At 67.3% G+C, this 19552-nt stretch carries 10 protein-coding genes and 2 tRNA genes; 2 read left to right on the plus strand and 10 right to left on the minus strand.

All coding sequences use genetic code 11. From position 1 onward, the window contains the following. Nucleotides 1-5: 5 nt before the first annotated feature. From ACEN9K_RS14820 to ACEN9K_RS14840, 5 genes are all read right to left on the minus strand, one after another. Nucleotides 6-938, minus strand: coding sequence for a cytochrome b/b6 domain-containing protein (locus ACEN9K_RS14820; protein ID WP_056388136.1), 933 nt, complete (start codon nt 936-938; stop codon nt 6-8). A 138-nt stretch (nt 939-1076) separates the two neighbouring features. Then, nucleotides 1077-1150: transfer RNA gene (locus ACEN9K_RS14825), tRNA-Met, on the minus strand. Nucleotides 1151-1296: 146 nt separating this feature from the next. Beyond that, nucleotides 1297-1370 (minus strand) — tRNA-Met (locus tag ACEN9K_RS14830). Nucleotides 1371-1506: 136 nt separating this feature from the next. Further along, a complete protein-coding gene (locus ACEN9K_RS14835; RefSeq protein ID WP_186447752.1) occupies nt 1507-4485 on the minus strand; it encodes a UPF0182 family membrane protein in 2979 nt (992 codons plus the stop codon). 162 nt (nt 4486-4647) lie between these two features. Beyond that, nucleotides 4648-5862, minus strand: coding sequence for a YlbL family protein (locus ACEN9K_RS14840; protein WP_495634599.1), 1215 nt, complete (start codon nt 5860-5862; stop codon nt 4648-4650). Between the two features lie 136 nt (nt 5863-5998). On the opposite strand from ACEN9K_RS14840, the gene ACEN9K_RS14845 reads away from it, so the two are divergent. Then, complete coding sequence (locus tag ACEN9K_RS14845; protein ID WP_495634600.1) at nt 5999-7423, plus strand: zinc-dependent metalloprotease; 1425 nt, start codon at nt 5999-6001, stop codon at nt 7421-7423. Between the two features lie 64 nt (nt 7424-7487). Here ACEN9K_RS14845 and ACEN9K_RS14850 read toward each other — a convergent pair whose 3' ends face one another. Genes ACEN9K_RS14850 through nudC form a run of 3 tightly spaced genes read right to left on the minus strand, consistent with a single transcriptional unit; the run spans nt 7488 to nt 11330 of the window. After that, nucleotides 7488-8120, minus strand: coding sequence for a M48 family metallopeptidase (locus ACEN9K_RS14850; RefSeq protein WP_018768549.1), 633 nt, complete (start codon nt 8118-8120; stop codon nt 7488-7490). Further along, entirely contained in the window at nt 8117-10252 is a 2136-nt protein-coding gene (locus tag ACEN9K_RS14855) for an ATP-dependent helicase (RefSeq protein ID WP_018768550.1), read from the minus strand. Before ACEN9K_RS14855 ends, ACEN9K_RS14850 begins: the two co-directional genes overlap by 4 nt. Nucleotides 10253-10307: 55 nt before the next feature. Next, nucleotides 10308-11330: an NAD(+) diphosphatase gene (nudC, locus tag ACEN9K_RS14860; protein ID WP_018768551.1), complete on the minus strand. Its 1023-nt coding sequence runs from the start codon at nt 11328-11330 to the stop codon at nt 10308-10310. Nucleotides 11331-11473: 143 nt separating this feature from the next. Between nudC and ACEN9K_RS14865 the strand changes: the two genes are divergently transcribed. Next, on the plus strand, nt 11474-12733 hold the full coding sequence (locus ACEN9K_RS14865) for a macrolide 2'-phosphotransferase (protein ID WP_018768552.1): 1260 nt from the start codon (nt 11474-11476) through the stop codon (nt 12731-12733). Between the two features lie 33 nt (nt 12734-12766). Here ACEN9K_RS14865 and ACEN9K_RS14870 read toward each other — a convergent pair whose 3' ends face one another. After that, a complete protein-coding gene (locus ACEN9K_RS14870) occupies nt 12767-16246 on the minus strand; it encodes an ATP-dependent helicase (protein ID WP_018768553.1) in 3480 nt (1159 codons plus the stop codon). Next, nucleotides 16243-19494, minus strand: a complete 3252-nt coding sequence (locus ACEN9K_RS14875; RefSeq protein WP_043424791.1) for an ATP-dependent helicase — start codon at nt 19492-19494, stop codon at nt 16243-16245. Before ACEN9K_RS14875 ends, ACEN9K_RS14870 begins: the two co-directional genes overlap by 4 nt. Between the last annotated feature and the right edge of the window lie 58 nt (nt 19495-19552).

Genomic DNA, 19552 nt, shown 5'->3' on the forward strand with positions numbered 1-19552 from the left:
TGGCCTTAGCGGCTGACCTTGCCCATGAGGGAGGCGATGGGCCGCAGGAAGACCGGGCGGGCCAGGAACCACGCGGCCGCCATGACGGCCACGGAGGCCAGGAACACCCAGAAGCCGAACCAGCCGTCGTCGTCCCGGACCCCGTACATGTGGTTCAGGTTCCGCAGAGCACCCGTGGTGAGCACCAGGAAGACGTGGACCACGATGAAGGCCACGAAGTAGATCATCACCGGGAAATGGACGGCGCGGGCCCATTCGATCGGGTAGGCCTTGTTCAGGCCGGCAGCCTTCTTTGGCCAGGCGGAGGACATCCGCAGGCCCGTGATGAACGCCAGCGGAGCGGCGAGGAAGACCGTCACGAAGTAAGCCAGGAGCTGCAGCGCGTTGTAGTTGATCCAGCCGTCTTCCGTGGGCCAGTCCAGCGAGGCGTATTGCAGCGCGGCCGACAGGGCGTTGGGGAAGACGTCCCAGCTGGTGGGGACGATGCGCATCCATTGCCCGGTGGCGAACAGCAGCACGGCAAAGACGAGCCCGTTCAGGATCCACAGGGCGTCCAGCGTCAGGTGGAACCACAGTTCAAGGCTGATCTTGGTGGGCGCGTTCCTGGTGCGGATCAGGCCCTTGTTGTTCCGGGTCCAGTGCCCGCTGGGCCGTGTGGTGGTCCGCACCTGCCATCCGGTGCGGATGATCAGGAGCAGGAAGAAGGCGTTGAGGAAGTGCTGCCAGGCGAGCCACGCGGGGAATCCCACCGGGGCGCCGGCCGGCAGTGCCGACTGGCCCGGGTAGTCGGTGACAAAGGACGCGACGGCGGGCAGTCCCACGACCAGCCTGGCCGCCAGAACCACCAGGACCAGCGCCACGAGGACAGCAGGAACCGCCCAGTAGAGCCGGGACCGCTTACCCGTCGCGGCGCCGGGTTTCTTCGTGGGTGTGGCCATCGAACAACATACCTCTCAAGAATGACTGGGGCAGCCCGCAGATCGCGGGACCCTTCGAAAGAGAATACTAGGAACTGTGCGCATCCAAGGAAAAGAAAGACCCCGGCCGGCGTAACTGCCGGTCGGGGCCTTCATAAGTTGCGGGGACAGGATTTGAACCTGTGACCTCTGGGTTATGAGCCCAGCGAGCTACCGAACTGCTCCACCCCGCGTCGCTTGATCAACACTACCCTACTTTCACGGCCGGCCTGACCACACATCCACCAGGCCCCCTTGGGGTTCGACGACGGTCCCGGCGGCCCCAGCGGAGAAAGCAAAAGACCCGGACATTGTTTCCAATGTCCGGGCCTTTCCTCAGTTGCGGGGACAGGATTTGAACCTGTGACCTCTGGGTTATGAGCCCAGCGAGCTACCGAACTGCTCCACCCCGCGTCGCAAGAACTACTTTACCGGGAGGTGAACCGCAGGCCAAATCGAAGCGGCGTGACGTCCGTTACGCCGGCCCGGCACCTGCCCCCATGGGGCTCGGATGCCGGGCCGCCGCCGTCGTGCTGCCGTGCCCGTCCTGCTACCGGCCCGCTGACGGGGACGGCGTTGCCGAGGGTGAGCTGGAAGCAGCGGGGGCCGGGCTTGCCTCCGGAGCGGTGACCGGGATCTTGGCCTCGGCGTCCATCGCCTTCTTCAGCGCGGCCGCCACCTTCTTCTGCGCCTCGCCATAGGCAGCGAAGTCGCCTGCCGCCAGTGCCGACTGGCCGGACTGGATGGCCGCATTCGCCTCGTCCAGGGCCGCCTTCAGCTGGGCCTTCGCGTCCGCTGCGGCCGGTGTCGCAGGCGCTGCCGGGCCGGCCGGCACCTGGCCGTTGTTGGCGGAGTCACCCGCTGCTGCACCGGAGTCACCACCGAATAGCTGCTTGAGGGCCGCGTCAAGCGTTGGCGCGAAGCCCACCTTGTCCCCGAAGGCCACCAGCACGCGTTGCAGGGTGGGATAGGACGTCTCACCGGTGGACTTGAGGTAGACAGGCTGGACGTAAAGGATGCCGCCGCCGACGGGCAGGGTGAGCAGGTTGCCGTTCAGCACGTCCGACGCACCCTGCCGCAACAGGTTCAGTGCCTGCGAAACAGTGGGATCGGAGTTGAACTTGTTCTGCGCCTGGCCCGGACCGGGCACCTGCGTTTCCGGCGGGATCTGCAGCAGCCGGAGCTTGCCGTAGCCGTCCGCCTTCACACCGGCCTGGTTCCCGGCATCCGAGTCAGCGGCGAGGAACCCGTACAGGACGTTGCGGGCATTGCCGTTGACGATCTGCGGGATGAACGAGGACGTCAGCTGGAACGCAGGCTTCTGCTGGTCCGGCATCTGCAGCGACATGTAGAACGGCGGCTGCTTCACGTCCGTATCCACCGTGGGATCGGCAGGTACGCTCCATGCGTCATTGTTCTTGTAGAAGCTGGTGGGATCCGTCACGTGGTACTGCCCCAGCAGCTCACGCTGGACCTTGAAGAGGTCCTCCGGGTAGCGGACGTGGCTCATCACCGCGCCGGACATCTCCGAGTACGGCTTCAGGGATGAGGGGAAAACCTTCTGCCAGGCCTTGAGGACCGGGTCCGTGTCGTCCCAGGCATAGAGGGTGACCGAGCCGTCGTAGGCATCCACAGTGGCCTTGACCGAGTTGCGGATGTAGTTCACCGTGCTGTTGGGCAGGGCCACGGCGCGGCCGGAGCTGGTCTGCGAATCAGTGGTGGCATCCGAGAGCTGCTTCTGCTGCGAGTACGGGTAGTACTGGCTGGTGGTGTAGCCGTCCACGATCCATTTGACCCGGCCGTCCACCACGGCCGGGTAAGCGCCGCCGTCAACGGTCAGGTAGGGTGCCACCTTCTGGACACGCTCGCGGGGGCTGCGGTCATACAGGATCTGCGACGCCGGGTTCACGCCGTCCGAAAGCAGCAGGTCCGAGGACTGGAACTTGATGGCGTAAAGGATCTTGTTGAAGAAGGATCCAACATTGGGCCCGCCGTTCCCCTTGAACGTGTACTGGGTTTCGCCCTCCCCTTCCTTGCCGGAAGGGCGGTCCTGCTCCCGCGGGGTGGCGCCGTCGGGTGCGCCGACGATCGAGTATTCGGGCGAGGACTCGCCGAAGTAGATCCGCGGCTCGTAGGTTGTATCGTTGCCCAACACGCCGGTGGACGGAATGCCGGACTGGAGGAATTCAGGCTTGCCGTCAACCGTGAACTTGTTGCCCTTGGCAGCCACAACCCCATAGCCGTGGGTGTACACCACATGCTGGTTCAGCCAGCCCTGCTGGTTGGTTGCCACGTTCGTGGGATTCAGTTCCCGCACGGCGATCACGGTGTCCTGGATCTTGCCGTCCACCTCGTAGCGGTCCACATTGAGGGCCTTGGGGAACTGGTAGTACGGGCGGTACTGCTCCAGCTGAGCAAACGCGTCCGAAATCAGGTTCGGGTCCAGGAGGCGGATGTTGGCAGTGGTCTGGGCGTCCGGCGCCAACGCGCCGGTACTGGCCGTGTTGGTGGCGTCGTACCGGGTTTCCTGGATGCCGTCCAGGCCGTAGGCCTTGCGCGTGTTCTCGATATTGCGCTGGATGTACTTGCTTTCCAGCGTCTGCTCGGACGGGCGGACCTGGAACTGCTGGATCACCCAGGGATAGACGCCCCCGGCCAGGATGGAGGTGATGATCAGCATGGCGGTACCGATCACCGGAAGGCGCCAGCGGCCAATCACGGCGGCCACGATGAACAGGATGGCCACCAGCACGGCAGCCACGGCGAGGATGGCCTTGGTGGGGATGACGGCGTTGACATCCGTGTAGAGGGCGCCGGCCCAGCGGCCGCCGTTGCTCTGGACGGAAGAGTAGCGGTCCAGCCAGAAGTTGACGCCGAGGAGCACCAGGAAGGCGGCGCCGGTCACGGCGATGTGGATCTGCGCCGCGCGGCTGGTGAACACGCCGCGCTCCATCAGCCGGATGCTGCCGTACAGGTAGTGCGTGAGGATGCCGGCGATGCCCGCAATCACCACCACGCTGATCAGGAACCCGGTCACAAAACCGAGGAACGGCAGGGTCATCAGGTAGAAGCTGATGTCCATGTTGAACTGCGGATCGGCCTCGCCGAAGCCAACCTGGTTGAAGAACAGCAGGACCTTCTGCCACTGGCTCGCCGCAGCGCTGCCCGCAAACAGGCCGAAGAGGACCGGCAGGCCCACCATGACGATGCGCCGGACCGGCTCCAGCTGCGCCTGGTACCGGTTGAGGTTGTCCCTGATTTCGGAGTCCGGCGCGTAGACCGGCCGGGCGTTGTAGGCAATGCGGATCGAAAAGAAGACAGCCGCGAACATGATGGCGAAGCCGGCCACGAAGGTGGCGATCTTGGCGAGGTTCTCGGTGACGAAGACTTCGATGAAGCCCAGTTGCCGGTACCAGAGGACGTCGGTCCAGACGTTGGCGAAGAAAATGAAGCCCACTACCACCAGGGCGACAATAATCAGGGTGGGCGTCAGCACGCCGCGTCGTGAAGGGGGCCTGCCGGTGGACATGGTGCTGGCGGGACGGGACAAACTGGGTACCTCATAGCTGGTCGTCGAAATATTCGAAGCGTGCGAGCGACGTACGGTACCGGTCAAACGGCTGGTTTCGTCCGTCAACTGTGCCACGAGTGGCGGTAAAGCTTAGTTCCTGTGAGTCTAGTTGCGCCCAGTCTATTTGCTGGAGCAGGCCGGGAGCGCGGATGTGTCCTGGCCGCTTCCGGCCAGTTCCACGGCATGCCGGGCTTCCGAGAGGTTTTCCACGCGGACCACCTGGAGGCCGTCGGGAACGTGGCCGGCCACTTCGTTGCAGTTGCCGGCGGGCGCCAGGAAAAGGGTGGCACCGGACGAACGCGCACCCCGCATCTTTTGCCCGATGCCGCCGATGGGTCCCACCTTGCCGTCAGGCGAGATGGTGCCGGTACCCGCGATATGTTTTCCGCCGGTGAGGTCCCCCGGCGTAACCGTATCGATGATGCCCAGCGAGAACATGAGCCCGGCACTGGGCCCGCCCACCTTGTCCAGGGAGATCTGGACCTGGAAGGGGAAGCCGAAGAGGTACTTCAACATGACACCGAGGATGAAACGGCCCTGGCCGTTGTCCTTGGGCGTGACCTGGACGGTGACGGGCTGGCCGGCGCGTTCCACCGTTACCGATACCGGGGCACCCTTGCCCGAGGCCAGCTCATCCTGGATCACACTGAGGGCGGTGATGTCCCTGCCGTTAATGGATTTGAGGATGTCCCCTTGCTGGATCCTGCCGGCGGACGCGGAATCCTTGGACAGGTCCGCGGCCTGGAGCTGTTGGCTGAAGGGAATCCCGAGTTCATTCAGGGCGGAGGCCACCGCGTTCTCCTGGGACGTGGCCATGGCCACCGCACTCTGTTCCTGGGCCTCTTCCTTCGTTGTGCCCGTGGGATAGATCAGCTCCACCGGGTACACGGCTTTGGAGTTGTCCAGCCATGCCGAGAATGCGTTGAGGATGCTGACCGGGCCATTGGGGCCGCCGTCAACGTACACGGTGGTCAGGTCGAGGCTCCCGGCAGCCGGATACGTTTCGCGGCCGCTGACGTTGATGACCGGATGTCCCTGGCTCTCCCCCAGCGTGTTGTAGGTGGGCCCGGGCGATTCAATGACATACGGCACCGGAAGCGTCCCCACGGCAATTCCCAGCCCCAACGCCGCCAGCCCGGCAACCATCATGGTGGAAAGCCGCCTGCCCGTGCCGCCGCCGTCGGACGCGCCGGGGCCGCTGCCTTCAACTGCCTGGCCGCCACCGGCCCCGGAGCCTTCGGGCGGGCTGCCGGCACCAAACGGACCGGGATTGGAGAAAGGGGGAAGATCGGGAACGTGGTCCTCTGAAGGGTGGCCGCCACGGGTTGTAGTCACCCCACCAACAGTACGCGGTGGTGGTGCGACGGGGCGCTTTGCCTAGAGCGAACGACGGCGGCGGGCGGCAGACAGCCGACCCCCACCGGGGTACCGTGAAGGTTGATCAACAGTCACACCATCGATCGGCGGGACCATGACCTCCAACCCACTCAATCCGTCCAACGGCGACGACACCCCCAAGGATCCGTTGACCGAAATGCTGCAGAACCTGATGGGCGGCAAGGGGATGGAAAACTTCGATCCCGCCGAGCTGGCCAAGGCGGCCGGCCTGCCGGACGACCCCAACCTGCTGGCCCAGATGTTCTCCCAGGTTCAGGCGATGATGAGCGCACCGTCCGAAGGGCCCGTCAACTGGACACTGGCCCACGACAATGCCCGGCGGGTTGCGGCCGGCAGCGCGGACCCGTCCGTCACTGCCCAGCAGTCCCGGGAGGTGGATGAAGCCCTCCGCCTCGCCGAGATGTGGCTGGACCCCGTCACCGACCTGCCCGCCACCGGTCTGATCGGCAAGGCATGGTCCCGCGCGGAATGGGTGGAGGCCACCCTGGGCACCTGGAAGCGGCTGACAGAACCCGTGGCCAACAGCATCGCCAATGCGCTCTCCTCCGCCATGACGGAGCAGATGCCCGAGGAAATGAAGTCCATGATGGGCGGCGCCTCCTCGATGCTGCAGAACATGGGCGGCGCCATCTTCGGTATGCAGCTGGGGCAGGCCATCGGCGCCCTGTCCAAGGACGTGGTGAGCTCCACCGACATCGGCGTCCCGCTGGCCGACCTTGAGATGGCACTCCTGCCGGCCAATGTCGCCGCGTTCGGCGAGGGCCTGTCCCTGCCCGAGAACGACATCCGGCTGTTCCTGGCCGTGCGGGAAGCCGCGCACGCCCGGCTGTTCGTACAGGTTCCCTGGCTGCGCGGACACCTGCTGGGCGCCATCGAGGCATACGCCCGCGGCATCCACATCGACACCTCACGCATCGAGGAACTCGCCCGCGACCTTGACCCCAGCAACCCGGAAGGCATCCAGGATGCCCTGTCGCAGGGCGTGTTCATGCCACAGCGGACTCCCGCCCAGGAACAGGCACTGGAAAAGCTCGAGACCGCGCTGGCCCTTGTGGAGGGCTGGGTGGATGAACTGACCGCGGCCGCCACGGAGAAGGTCCTGCCGTCCGCCGGGGCACTGCGCGAAACAGTGCGGCGCCGGCGGGCAACGGGCGGTCCCGCCGAACACGCCTTCGCTTCACTGGTGGGACTCGAGCTGCGTCCGCGCAGGCTGCGGGACGCGGCCACTCTGTGGGCCACGTTGAAGGAGGAACGCGGGATCGAGGGCCGTGACGCCATCTGGCACCACCCCGACCTCCTGCCCACGGCCGAGGACCTGGATGATCCGAAGGGTTTCAGCTCCCGCCGCAAGCTTGCCGAGGCAAGCGACAGCGAGGTGGATGACGCTCTGCAGAAACTGCTGGACGGCGGTTTCGACGACACCTCCGGTGATCAGGGCGGCGCCGGGGACACCGGCAGCAAGGACGACGACGGCGGAACGGACCAGCCCCAGGGCTGAGACATTGCTGGCGGGCCAGGGCTTCCTGGCCCGCCAGACTGCTTTTCGCCGGATTTAATGCCCGCTATTGGACCACGTCAGCGTCAAGCGGGCCGACGTCAGGCTGGTCGGCATCTTTGTCCATTCCCCGCGACGTGGCGAAGGAAACACCCTCGAGGAAGGCCTTGGCCCGCTGGGTTTCGGGGTAGGCCTCCAGCAGCTGCCAGAAGGCAGCGTTGTGTGAGGCCACCAGGAGGTGGGCCAGCTCGTGGAGCAGCACGTAGTCGATGACCCACTGGGGCATGGGCCGCAGCTTGTCAGACAGGCGGATGGTCCCCTCGGCCGGCGTAGCCGAACCCCACCGGGAATTCTGGTTGCTGACCCAACGGACGGATGTGGGCACTGACCGGCCACCGAGGTATTGCGTGGACAGCGTGGCCGCATGGGCTGCGAGGGCCTCATCTGTGGCAGGACGCCGCCGCCCGGCTGCCGCCTGCCGCTGCCCCTGCGTGTGCAGTTTGGCCAGCATTTTGTGGACCCACTCGCGCTCCTGCGCCGCAGTGAAGCGGGCCGGAATGGCAACCACCGCCGTCCCGTCTTCCCAGAACGCCGCGACGGTTCGGGTGCGCCGGGCAGAGCGCCGCACCTCCACCGGAGAACCGTTCGAGGTGGTCAGCACTGACGCCTGCCGGGCACCGCCGCTGGCTCCGCGTTTCACAGGACCGAGCTTTCGACGAGGACCCGGAGGACGTCCTCCCCGTACTTTTCCAGCTTGGATGGGCCAACGCCGGCCAGGCCGGCAAGTTCCTCCAGCGACGCCGGCCTCGCCTCCGCGATGGCAGTGAGGGTGGCGTCGGTAAAGACGACGAAGGCCGGGACGTCCGCGGATTGGGCCACCTCGCGGCGCCAGTTGCGGAGCGCATCAAAGGTCTGCTCCTCGTAGCTGGGGGGACACGCGTTGCAGCGGCCAACCTTGCGTTCCGCCCCGGTGGCAAGCATGCTCCCGCAGACCCGGCACACGGCGGGGGCGGCAGCCTTGCGGCGAGGAAGCGCGCCCTTCCCCCGGGTGCTTGAGCTTGCCACCGAGTCCGGCCGCAGGCCGTCGAGGAACCGGGACGGCTTCCGGTTGGCGCGGCCCCCGGGGGTCCTCGCGGTGCTCCACGAGAGGGAAAGGTGTTCACGGGCGCGGGTGATGCCGACATAGAGGAGGCGGCGCTCCTCATCCACCGATTCCGGTGAATCGGCGAAGGAAATGGGCATCAGGCCTTCGCTGAGCCCCACCAGGAAGACGGCATCCCATTCCAGGCCCTTGGCCGCGTGGAGCGAGGCGAGCGTAACGCCCTGCACGGTGGGCGCGTGCTGGGCGAGGGAACGCTCCTGGAGTTCGTTGACGAAATCAGCCAGGCCAAACTGGGGGCCACGGGACTGCACCAGTTCGTCGGCGAGCGCCACCAGTGCCGCGAGGGACTCCCAGCGTTCGCGCAGGGCACCCCCGCTGTGCGGTGCCGAGTCGGTGTAGCCGAGGGAGGAGACGATGTCCCGGACCAGTTGACCCAGGGGTTCCGGTGTGTCCGATTCGGAAACCGCCCGGGTGGCGGCGCGCAGCTGGAGGATCGCGTCCCTTACCTCCTTGCGGGCGAAGAAGCGCTCGCCGCCGCGCAGCTGGTAGCCGATGCCTGCCGCGGCCAGCGCCTGCTCGTAAGCCTCGGACTGGCCGTTGGTGCGGAAAAGGATGGCCACCTCGCTGGCTGGAGTGCCGGCGTCGAGCAGTGCCTTGATCTTCTGCGCCACCGTGGCGGCTTCAGCTTCGTCGTCCGTGCACTCGGTGAACTGGGGCGCGGGCCCGGCGGGGCGCTGCGCCACGAGCTGGAGGGGCGATGCCCACGCGGCGTCGGCGGTGGGCCCGCCGCTGCGGCGGGCGGCCAGCAGGTCATTGGCCAGTTTCACCACCTGCGGGGTGGAGCGGTAGTCCCTGATGAGCTTGACCACGTTGGCCTGGGGGTATCGGGTCTTGAAGTCCAGGAGGTGCCGGGGCGATGCGCCGGTAAAGGAATAGATGGTCTGGCTTGCGTCACCCACCACGCAGAGTTCGTCACGGCCGCCGAGCCACAGGTCCAGGAGCCGCTGCTGCAGCGGGGAGACGTCCTGGTATTCGTCCACCACAAAGTGCCGGTACTGTTCCCGGACCGTGGCGGCCACCTTCTCGTCCTCCTGCAGGATGCCCACCGTGATCAGCAGGACGTCCTCAAAGTCGATCACGTTGCGGTCCGTCTTGACGTCCTCGTAGGACTGGAAGACCCGGGCGACCGTGGTGAGGTCGAACCCGCCGGGCGCGCCCCTCCCCTGGGCGTTCTCCAGGTAATTGGCCGGTGTCAGCATGGACACTTTGGCCCATTCGATTTCCGAGGCAAGGTCGCGGATGGAGGCCCGGTCCGTGCTGAGCCTGAGCCGCCGGGCGGCCTCTGCCAGCATCTGGGCCTTGTGGTCCAGCAGGTTGGGCAGTGTTCCACCCACCGCCTGGGGCCAGAAGAACTGCAGCTGGCGCAGGGCAGCGGCGTGGAAGGTACGGGCCTGCACGTTGCCGGCGCCGAGGTCCCGCAGGCGGCTGCGCATCTCTGCCGCAGCCCGGGCCGTGAACGTTACGGCGAGCAGGCGCTGCGGAGTGTAAACCCCCGAGTGCACGCCGTAGGCGATGCGGTGGGTGATGGCACGGGTCTTTCCGGTGCCCGCGCCGGCCAGGACGCACAACGGGCCATTCAAGGTGCTGGCCACCTCACGCTGTTCGGCGTCCAGTCCGCCGAGGATCCGGTCCTCCAGCGAGGCTGCTCCGTCAAAATTCTCTGTAGTCACTTCTGCTGCTTTGTTTCTCGACTACCGCGTGCTGGAGTCTGGTGGATGGAATAACTTAGGCGCCAGTGAGGTCCTGGATCCGGCCGCCGTACCAGTGCTCAATAAGCGAGCGGGCAATGGAGAGCCTGGTGGAGATGGTGATCTCCCCGCTGAGCACCGCTTCCTGGAGTTCCTCCCGGCTGAACCAGCGGGCCCTGGTGACCTCCACGCCGTCGGGCGTTGCCTGGGCGTCCTCGGTGACGGCGGTGAATCCAAGCATAAGGGAGGCGGGGAACGGCCACGACTGGGAGCCGAGGTACTGGCAGGCGGTGACCCGCACGCCCACCTCCTCCTGGATCTCGCGCACCACGGCCTCTTCAAGGGATTCGCCAGGCTCAACGAACCCGGCGAGGGTGGAGTAGTTCCGGGCGTCCACGGGGCCGCCGCCGCCCAGGAGCAGCCGGCCGTCCGGGCCGACGACAGTGACGATGATGGCGGGGTCCGTGCGGGGGAAGTGTTCTGAACTGTCCGCCGGGCACCGGCGCACCCAGCCGCCGGCCACCACTTCCGTGGGGGTGCCGCAGCGCGGGCAATGCGTGTGGGCAGCGTGCCAGTTTGCGATGGCGCTGGCTTCCACGAACAAGGCTGTGGAGGTGGCCGTCAAGCCTGCGGCGACGTCGCGGAATCCAGCCCACTCAGCATCCGCGGGGATACCGGCGGTCCCCGGTTCCGGGGGCTCAGGAAGGACGAACAGCAGCAGCTCGGTCCCGGCCGGAAGGTGTGAGGCAGGCAGCGCCGAGCCCAGGTACACCACGAGTTCCGGCGCGGCTCCTGCTGCTTTCAGCTGTGCCAGGAGTTCCCTGGCCCCGGTCAGCATCATGTCGCCGCCCTGCACCAGCCCCTGGCGCCTCGACAGGACCGCAGCCAGCGCATCCGGGCCGGACAGAAGATCATCGATCATGCCGGGCCTGGCGCGCGCGGCCGATCCGCGGTCCACCAAGGCCGGCCTTACGGGGAGCAGGGTATCCACCAGATGGTTCGCCGGCAGCCGTTCCGGCGCCGCCTGGTGGACGGGTATGACAGACTCCGCATGGCTCATGGTTCCACCGTACTGACTGCTTCCGACATTTCACATTTCGGGAGGTACCGCCCCGCCGCAGGGAAGCCCCCTATTTGCAGCTATCTCAAGACTCGCCGCGGCCGGACCGCTGTCTGGGAGGGCGGGCAATCTACCGTGGAACGGTGAGAAGAAAACCGATTGAACTGGCGGCAATAGCAACCGCGGCAGTCCCCGGACTGACCCCGACGGCCGTTAGCTCCGCGCCGGATGACCCCGCGGACTTCGATTCGGCCCTGCTCCTCGATTCCGAAGGAAAGCGCTGGCGGGTCCGGTCGCCGCGCCACGCGGAAGCCAGCGCGCGGCTGGAAACGGAATTCCTGGTACTCCGGGCTTTTGCTCCCGCCGTGCGCGCCGAACTGCCGTTCCTGATGCCGACGGTGGCCGGCAGCGTCCGGCTGGGAACGCTGACCACCTTCGTATACTCGCACCTGTCCGGCACCACACGCAGCGTCGAGGAGCTGACGTCGGGGCCTGCCGGCCTGGCCCGGGAGATCGGCTCCGCCTTGGCCGCGGTCCACGACCTGCCCCGCTCACTGGTCAGCAACGCCGACCTGCCCAGCTACACCCCCAATGAGTTCCGCCAGCGGCGGCTGAACGAACTGGACCAGGCGGCCACCACCGGCAAGATCCCGGCCGCACTGCTGCGCCGCTGGGAACACGCCATGGAGGATGTGTCCCTGTGGCGGTTCAACCCCTGCGTGGTCCACGGCGACCTGCATGAGGACAACCTGCTGGTGGAGGCGGGCAGGGTGACCGCAGTAACGGGTTGGACCGACCTGCGCATCGGGGACCCGGCCGATGACTTCGCCTGGCTGGTGGCTTCCAATGAACAGGACTTCATTGACGCCGTGCTGAAGGCGTACACATCCAGCCGACGCGACGTGCCGGACCAGCACCTCCTGCGCCGGGCCGCCCTGTCCGCCGAATTCGCCCTGGCTCAGTACCTGGTCAAGGGCCTCGCCACCGGTGACCAGGACATGGTCACCGAGGCGGAAGACATGCTGGAGAGCCTGGCCAGCGACATCGCCGAGTACGGCGGCCAGCCGATCAGCGTGGAGCCGCTTCCGGTCAAGGACAGCCCGGACGCTGCAGGCGCATCCGTTCCCGCAGCCGCCACCGGATCCGGAACAGGCGCGGCTTCCGGGAGCGGCAGTTCCGCCGTCACTCCCGCCGTTACGGTGGTTCCGGTCCCGGCCGGGTCCACTACGCCAGCGGAGCCGGCAGTCTCCATCCAACCTGCAGTGCACGTTGCCCCCATCCCGGCGGAGCAGCCCACTGCAGCCGGTTCCGCGGAGGCCACGGGCGCCGAAACCCCCGGAACCAAGGGTCCGGACGATACATCCACCGCCGCCATCTCGGTCATTAACGTCAAACAGGGCTGAGCCTGGCCAGGCCTGGCCACGTGGCAGTCCCACTCAAGGCCGGCTAAGCGCAGCGGCAACGATTCCTTCCAGCTCGTCGGCCGACCCCAAATCGTGCGGCCGCACCACAGCGTTGTCAGCCACGTAGAAGAATGCAGCCCGCACGTCCTCCAGGGGAACATCCTTCAGGCGTGCCCACGCCAGCCGGTACACCGCCAACTGGATCGAACGGGTCTTCAGCTGCTCCGCGGACGGCCGGCGGCCGGTTTTCCAGTCCACCAGGTCCCAGCGGCCATCGGCGTCACGGAATACGGCGTCCACCCGGCCCCGCACCACAACCTCCCCAACCCTGGTTTCCACCGGGACCTCGACGAAGGCCGGGTTCCGCTCAGCCCAAGGGGAAGCCTTGAACGTAGCCACCATCTCATCCAAATCGTAGGCAGCATCGATATGGTCGTCCGAACCGGGCGCTTCGCCGAGGTCCAGCATTCCGGCCCTGCCAAAATATTCCTCCACCCAAGCATGGAAAGCGGTGCCCTTCCGGGCCGACATGCCCGGTTCCCGGGGCATCGGCCGGCGCAGGCGCCCCAGCACCGCCTCAGGGTCATCCCGGAGGTCAACCAGGGTGGAAGCAGAGATGTGGGTAGGCAGGTGCACATCCTGTCCACTGGATCTTCTGGCCCTGCGCTCCAGCAGCAACGCGGCTTCGCGTGCCCAGCCGGCCGCTGCTCCCGTCAGGCCGGGCTGCGGCACGGACCGCTCCGCGGGCACCAGCGCTCCCCCGCCGGTGGACAGGATGCCGAGCACCCGTTGGGCCGCCGACTCCATGGCCGTCCTTCGCCCGCGGGCCAACCGAAGGCGCTCACCGCTGCGTGGGTCCACGGGCCCTTCAAGGGGGTCGTACGGCCAGGTTGCTTCTTCTGTTTCCAGTGTCAACGGACTCTGCAGGGGCAGCGCTGCCTCCTCCAGCGACAGCGGGTGGACCACAGCCTCCCGACTTCCCGCGCCGTCAGCCGGTTGCGCCAGGACTTCCAGCTCCGCAAGGAATGGAGACATCTCCGCCCGCCCCGCCCGTGAGCCCACCCAGGCGGCACTGGACACCCACAGGACATGCTTGGCCCTGGTGTAGGCGACGTACGCCAGCCGCCGTTCCTCCGATTCGCCGTGGGCCTGCACCCCGGCCTTGTAGTCCTTCTCCGCGTCCAGCCAGCCTTTCTGGTCCGGTTGGTCGAGGTCCCACTGCGGAAGGTCGGCCCGGTCCCCGCGCAGCGGCCAGGGCAGCGCGGCGGAACCGCTGCTCCAGCGGGAGTCCCTGTCGCTGGGGAAGGCGCCGGCATTCATCCCGGGGACAAACACAACATCCCATTCCAGGCCCTTGGAAGCGTGGACCGTCAACAGCTGCACGGCCTCCCGGTTCACGTCACTGGCAGGCGCTTCCAACCCGTTTTCTTCCGCTGAAGCAGCCTCCAGCCAGGACAGGAAAGCGAGGATATCCACTCTCTGGGAGGTGCGCAGGAACCCGGCGGCGGCATCCTGGAACGCATCGAGGTTGCGGCGGGCCTGGTGGATGCTGATCCCCGGGCGCGCTGCCACTTCGATGTCCAGCAGCATGGCCCTCTCCACCTCGCCCAGGAGCGTGGTGAGGTCATCGCCGAGGTATCCGCGCAGTTGCCGCAACTCGGCAGACAGCCGGGCCAGCCTGCTGCGGGCCGCAGCGCTGAGGATGCGGCCATTCTGCGACGTCCACCCGTCACGCGGCAGGAAGTCCAGGGCCTCCACCAGGCTGGCGCCGTCGGTAAGGTCACCCTCGAGGACGGGGACGCCTGCTTCATCGCTGTCACCGTCCCGGGTGTCGGCGTCGAACTCCTGCGCAGCCCGCCCCCGCCTCCTTGCCAGCTGGCTCGACCAATCGCGCAGGGCCATGAGGTCGGCAGGACCTATCCGCCATCGGGCACCCGCGAGCAGCCGCATCAGGGCATCAGACCGCCCCGGATCGGCAAGCACGCGGAGGGTGGCCACCAGGTCAACAATCTCCGGGGTGTCCAGGAGTCCGCCAAGACCGACGATTTCGTAAGGGATCCCCCGGGCCTCGAACTGCCGCCGGACGGTTTCCATCTGGGCGCGCCTGCGGCACAGCACGGCTAGGGCCGGCGGCTCGGGCACACCGTCAGGTTTCAGTTCGAAGTCTGTCACCCGGTATTTCAGGACATCGTCAGCCAGGGCTGCAGCTTCCTCCACGTCGCTGGCGAAACGGCCCAGCACCACCGTTCCGTCCACGGCATGGGGGCTCGGCTGCAGCGGGGGCACGTCCGCAGCTGCTGCCCTGTCCCCGGCAGGTCCCTTGTGGGCCGCTGACCGGCCGAGGGATTGCGACATGACGTTTGCTGCGGCCAGGATCGACCGGCCGTTCCGCCAGGCCGTTGTGAGGTATGAGGTGGGGGCAGGCGCCCAGCCCGGTGCCTCGTCCGGTGCGTTGGTCCGGACGGGAAATTCGCGGACGAAGTGGAACAACTGGCCCGCGGAAGCGCCACGGAAACCATAGATTGACTGGTTGGGGTCCCCGACCGCTGTCACGGCGTGGCCGCCGCCGAACAGACGGGAAAACAGCACCAACTGCGCGTATGAGGTGTCCTGGAACTCGTCGAGCAGGACCACTTTGTACCGCTGGCGCTCCATCTGGGCAGCCAGCGGGACCTCCTGCGCCACCTTGGCGGCGAGGGCCACCAGGTCGCCGAAATCGAGTGCGCCGCGGGCCCGTTTGGCTGCGGCGTAGCGGCCCACCATGTCAGCGACGCTTGCCCTGGTCCGCAGCATTCCACCCAGGTCCAGTGCCGCCTTGGGCGGGTTCCTTTTCTTTCCGGCCACGTAGGGCAGTGAATCAAACTCCGAAAGGCGGGCCATGAGCCACGCTTCGACGTCCTCAGGCTCCTGAAGGTGTTCCGCGCATTCCCCCGCCAGCTGAATGACGGCCTTCACCAATGTGGACTTGGCGGCCCGGAAGTGGGCGTATTCGCCGTCGTAGGCCTCAACCACCTCACTGGCCAGCTGCCAGGCCTGCGCACCGCCCAGCAGAACCACGTCCCGCTCCACCCCGAGCCGCAGCCCGTAGTCGGAGACGATGCCGCTGGCGAACGAATGGTAGGTGGACACTTTGGGCTCAAGGGCGTCACTGCTGCCCAGGGCCTCCGGAAAGACGCCTTTCCCGGCCTCCTTCGCCGCAAGACGCTGCAGGGCCAGGAGCTTTGACCGGATCCGGCTGGCAAGTTCGCCGGCCGCCTTCCGGGTGAAGGTCACGCCCAGGACCTCCTCAGGGGTGACCCACCCGTTGGCCACGAGCCAGACCACCCGGTCGGCCATGGTGGCGGTTTTTCCCGATCCGGCTCCCGCGATGACCAGCCGCGGAGCAAGCGGCGAGGAGATGATCGCTGATTGCTCAGGCGTTGGGGTATTTCTTTCTCCGAGCAGCGCAGACAGTTCTTCGGGGCTGAAGCGCACCGCCGGAGCGGCTTCCGCGGCTGCCGGCACCCCGCTCATTCGGTCACCTGCCTTCCGCGCGCGCACAGGGGGCACACCTCAGGGAGCCGGCAGCCATGGCCGCCATGGCTGCCCTTGGCAGGGTCATGCCGTGCAACGAACTCCTTGCCGGCCATCACGGCGGCCGCCTCCTCCACCATGTCCAATGCCCAGTTCTCCTGCGGGTCGAGTGGTTCCTGCTGCTGGATGGCTGGATTGATGGCTCCAGTCCCCAGCTGTGCCAGCACGGCCCCGCCGGACCTGGGGCGGTCCCCGTCAGCGCCGGCATCGAAACCGCCCGCCAGTACTGCCGCCTGGTATGCGCCGAGCTGTGGGTGGCGGGACAGATCGTCCTTGCCTGGCTGCCGCTTCCCGGTCTTGAGGTCCACCACCACCAGCCGCCCTTCGGCGTCGATCTCCAAACGGTCCACCTGGCCGCGGAGCACCGCTTCACGCGGCGGAGCATCGTCCACTGCCACCTGGCCAAGGGCCACTTCAAAGTCCTTTTCCACGCCCAGCAGGCTGCGGTTTTCGCTCCTCATCGAAAGCACGTACTGCGCAAGCTTGCGCACCATGGCTTCAGCACGCTGGAAGTCCAGCTTTCCCTCCCAGTTGTCCTTCATGCCCAGCGCAGGCCAGCGCCGCACGAGTTCAGCAACGTACTCTGATCCGGACGCGTCCGGCATGTCCTGCGCGATCGCGTGCACCAGGGTGCCCAGGCTCCGGGCGAAGTCCGTTGCTGCTTCCCCGCCGGCTGCCTGGACGAACCAGTCCAACGGCGACTTTTGGACGGTCTCCACCTTTGAGGGGGAAACGGACACCGTCCCGCCGGGCGGGACCACCGCCTCCGAGGAGGTCAAAGGGGCAAGTCCCCACCAGCTGTCCGGGTGCGCTCCGGCCACGGCAGGGTCCTGCGCAGCGAGATGTGCCAGAACCCTCGCGGCTTCTGCTGCCTGGGCTGTCCCCTCCAGCTGGGCATGTTGCCGGAGCTCGGCGACCAGAGCACGCAGCGTCATGGGCCGTTCCACCTGGGTGAACGCCCGCCCCTCCTCCCCCGCGCCCAGGGGCGCAACGAAGTCCAGGAAGGATGACGGCTGGCAGTCCTCCGACGAGACTGCGGTACAAACCAGCAGCTCCCGTGCCCTGGACACCGCCGTGGAGAAACTCCGGAGTTCGTCGTAGCGGATGTCCCGGAGGCGGCTCAAGGGGTCCCGCTGGAGGGCATACTCCGGACCATGTTCCACGGCATCCGCATACAGCGTGCTGCCGAGCAGTTCACCGCGGAGCCTTGTGTTGGGCCACACCCCCTCCTGCAGCCCCGCAACTATCACGACGGGCCATTCCCGCCCGGCGGCACTGGCGGGGGTCATCAACTCCACGGCATCATCCACCTGGGCGCGGGCGGCGAGGGTGTCCATGGGAAGCTCCTGGTTCAGGAGGTACTCCAGGAACTGTTCGGGGCCCGCGCCGGGCATCTGGTCCACGTAGCGCTCCGCTGTGTGGAACAGCGCCATCATGGCGTCCAGGTCGCGGTCAGCCCGGGCCCCGTGCGGGCCGCCCGACAAAGCGGTGGCCGTCCACACCGATGAGAGCCCCGTGGAGTTCCAGAGCGCCCACAGCACCGACTCGGCGTTGGCACCGGGCAGGTGGGCGGCTTCCCGCCCGGCCTGGATCATCCGGGCAGTCCGGCGGGCGGCGCGGCCCTCGATACCCAGTGCACCCAGCGCGCCGGGCTCAAGCAGTGCCTCGACCAGCAGCACATCGCTGGCGCGGCCCCCGCCGCCCAGGAGTTCCTCGCGCCGCAGCGATTGCCGGAGCCTGCGCAGTTCGATGGAGGTGGCACCACCGATGCGGGAGGTGAGAAGTGACACTGCGGCCTCGGGTGTCAGCAGCTTGGGATCCAACGCAATGGCGAAAGCATCCAGCAGGGGCCGGACAGCCACTTCGTCCCGGACCGCCGATTCGGCCACAGGCACTCGCACCGGAATGCCCTGCCCGGAGAGATAACGCTGCAACTCGCTGACCTGGCCGCCGTTGCGGACGATGACTGCAATATCCGCGAGATCGCGGTTGTGGTTGATGTGCTGGTCCAGGATCCGCTGTACAACATACCGGAGCTCATGCACCGGAGTGGGGACCAGATGGGCCTCGACGTTCCCGGGAACGGCAGGTCCGGGGCGCGCGGGGCCTTCGGCCTGTCCAGGCCACACCGGCGGTTCAAGGCGCCGTGCCAGCTGGCCGCCTGCGCGCTGCGAGATGCGGCCCGCGACGTTTTGCCACGCCTCGGCCAGGCGGGGCGCCAGGCCGTGGGCGTGCCACAACGGGCGCTCCAGGACAGGCGTCCGGGTTGACAGCAGCCGGGGCAGCTCCGCCACGAGGTCGGGACGGGCTCCCCGGAAACCCTGGACCACCGTGTCCGGGGACGATGTCACGTAGCAGTCCTTGCCGGCGGCGATATCTGCCAGCAGCTCAAAGATAGCGGGGTTTGCTTCCTGGATATCGTCCACCAGGACAACCTGCAGCCGGGCACGTTCCGCGGCGAGGAAATCCGGGGCGTCCTGAAAGATCTGCCGGGCGGCCGTGATGATCCCGGCGGGATCGAAGGCCTCGGGCATCCGCAGGTCAAGGACGTCGCGGTACTCGGCATACAGCGCAGCTGCGGCTTTCCAATCGGGCCGGTTGCACTCATCCGCCAACCGGACAAGGTCCCCGGCCGTGCGGCCGGATTCGATGATGCGGTCAAAGAGCTGCCGCACTTCCTGGCGGAAGCCGCGGGTTTCCAGTGCCCCCTCAAGATCGGCGGGCCAGGGCAGTTCAAGGCCGGGAAGCCTGTGGCCTTCGAGGAGTTCCCTGATGATGAGGTCCTGCTCCGGGCCGGACAGCAGCCGCGGCGGCCTGGAAAGCGGGATGACGCCCTCGGCCTTGGCACGGCGGATCAGGTCGAAGGCGTAGGAGGCCCACGTCCTGGCGGGGGTGGTGCTGAGGCTCCTGTCCAGCCGGGCGGTAAAACGGTCGCGCAGGAAATCGGCAGCAAGGCGGGTGGGCGCGAGAATCAGCATGCGCTCGGGGTCGACGCCGTCACGGAAGACCCGCTGGACGGCGGCCTCGACCAGGACGGTGGTCTTTCCCGTGCCCGGTGCGCCCGGGACCAGGACGGGCCCGGAACCCTGTGCCACGTCAACTGCGGCCTGCTGGTCCGGCGTGAGCCGGAGGGCTTCCACGTGCACCCGTCGCGGGGGCAGCAACCGGAGGGCAGGGACAGCAGGCAGGCCACTGCCGCTGTCCGGGGTCCCTGCGTCGGGAAAAGCCTGCTCCTGCCCCGTGTGG

It is taken from the genome of Pseudarthrobacter sp. Pseusp20 (assembly GCF_059492155.1).

What these genes read in the sequence shown, in the direction of transcription:
- ACEN9K_RS14820 (WP_056388136.1), bottom strand. Translation starts at nt 938, where the DNA reads ATGGCCACACCCACGAAGAAACCCGGCGCCGCGACGGGTAAGCGGTCC.
- ACEN9K_RS14835 (WP_186447752.1), bottom strand. Translation starts at nt 4,485, where the DNA reads ATGTCCACCGGCAGGCCCCCTTCACGACGCGGCGTGCTGACGCCCACC.
- ACEN9K_RS14845 (WP_495634600.1), top strand. Translation starts at nt 5,999, where the DNA reads ATGACCTCCAACCCACTCAATCCGTCCAACGGCGACGACACCCCCAAG.
- nudC (WP_018768551.1), bottom strand. Translation starts at nt 11,330, where the DNA reads ATGAGCCATGCGGAGTCTGTCATACCCGTCCACCAGGCGGCGCCGGAA.
- ACEN9K_RS14870 (WP_018768553.1), bottom strand. Translation starts at nt 16,246, where the DNA reads ATGAGCGGGGTGCCGGCAGCCGCGGAAGCCGCTCCGGCGGTGCGCTTC.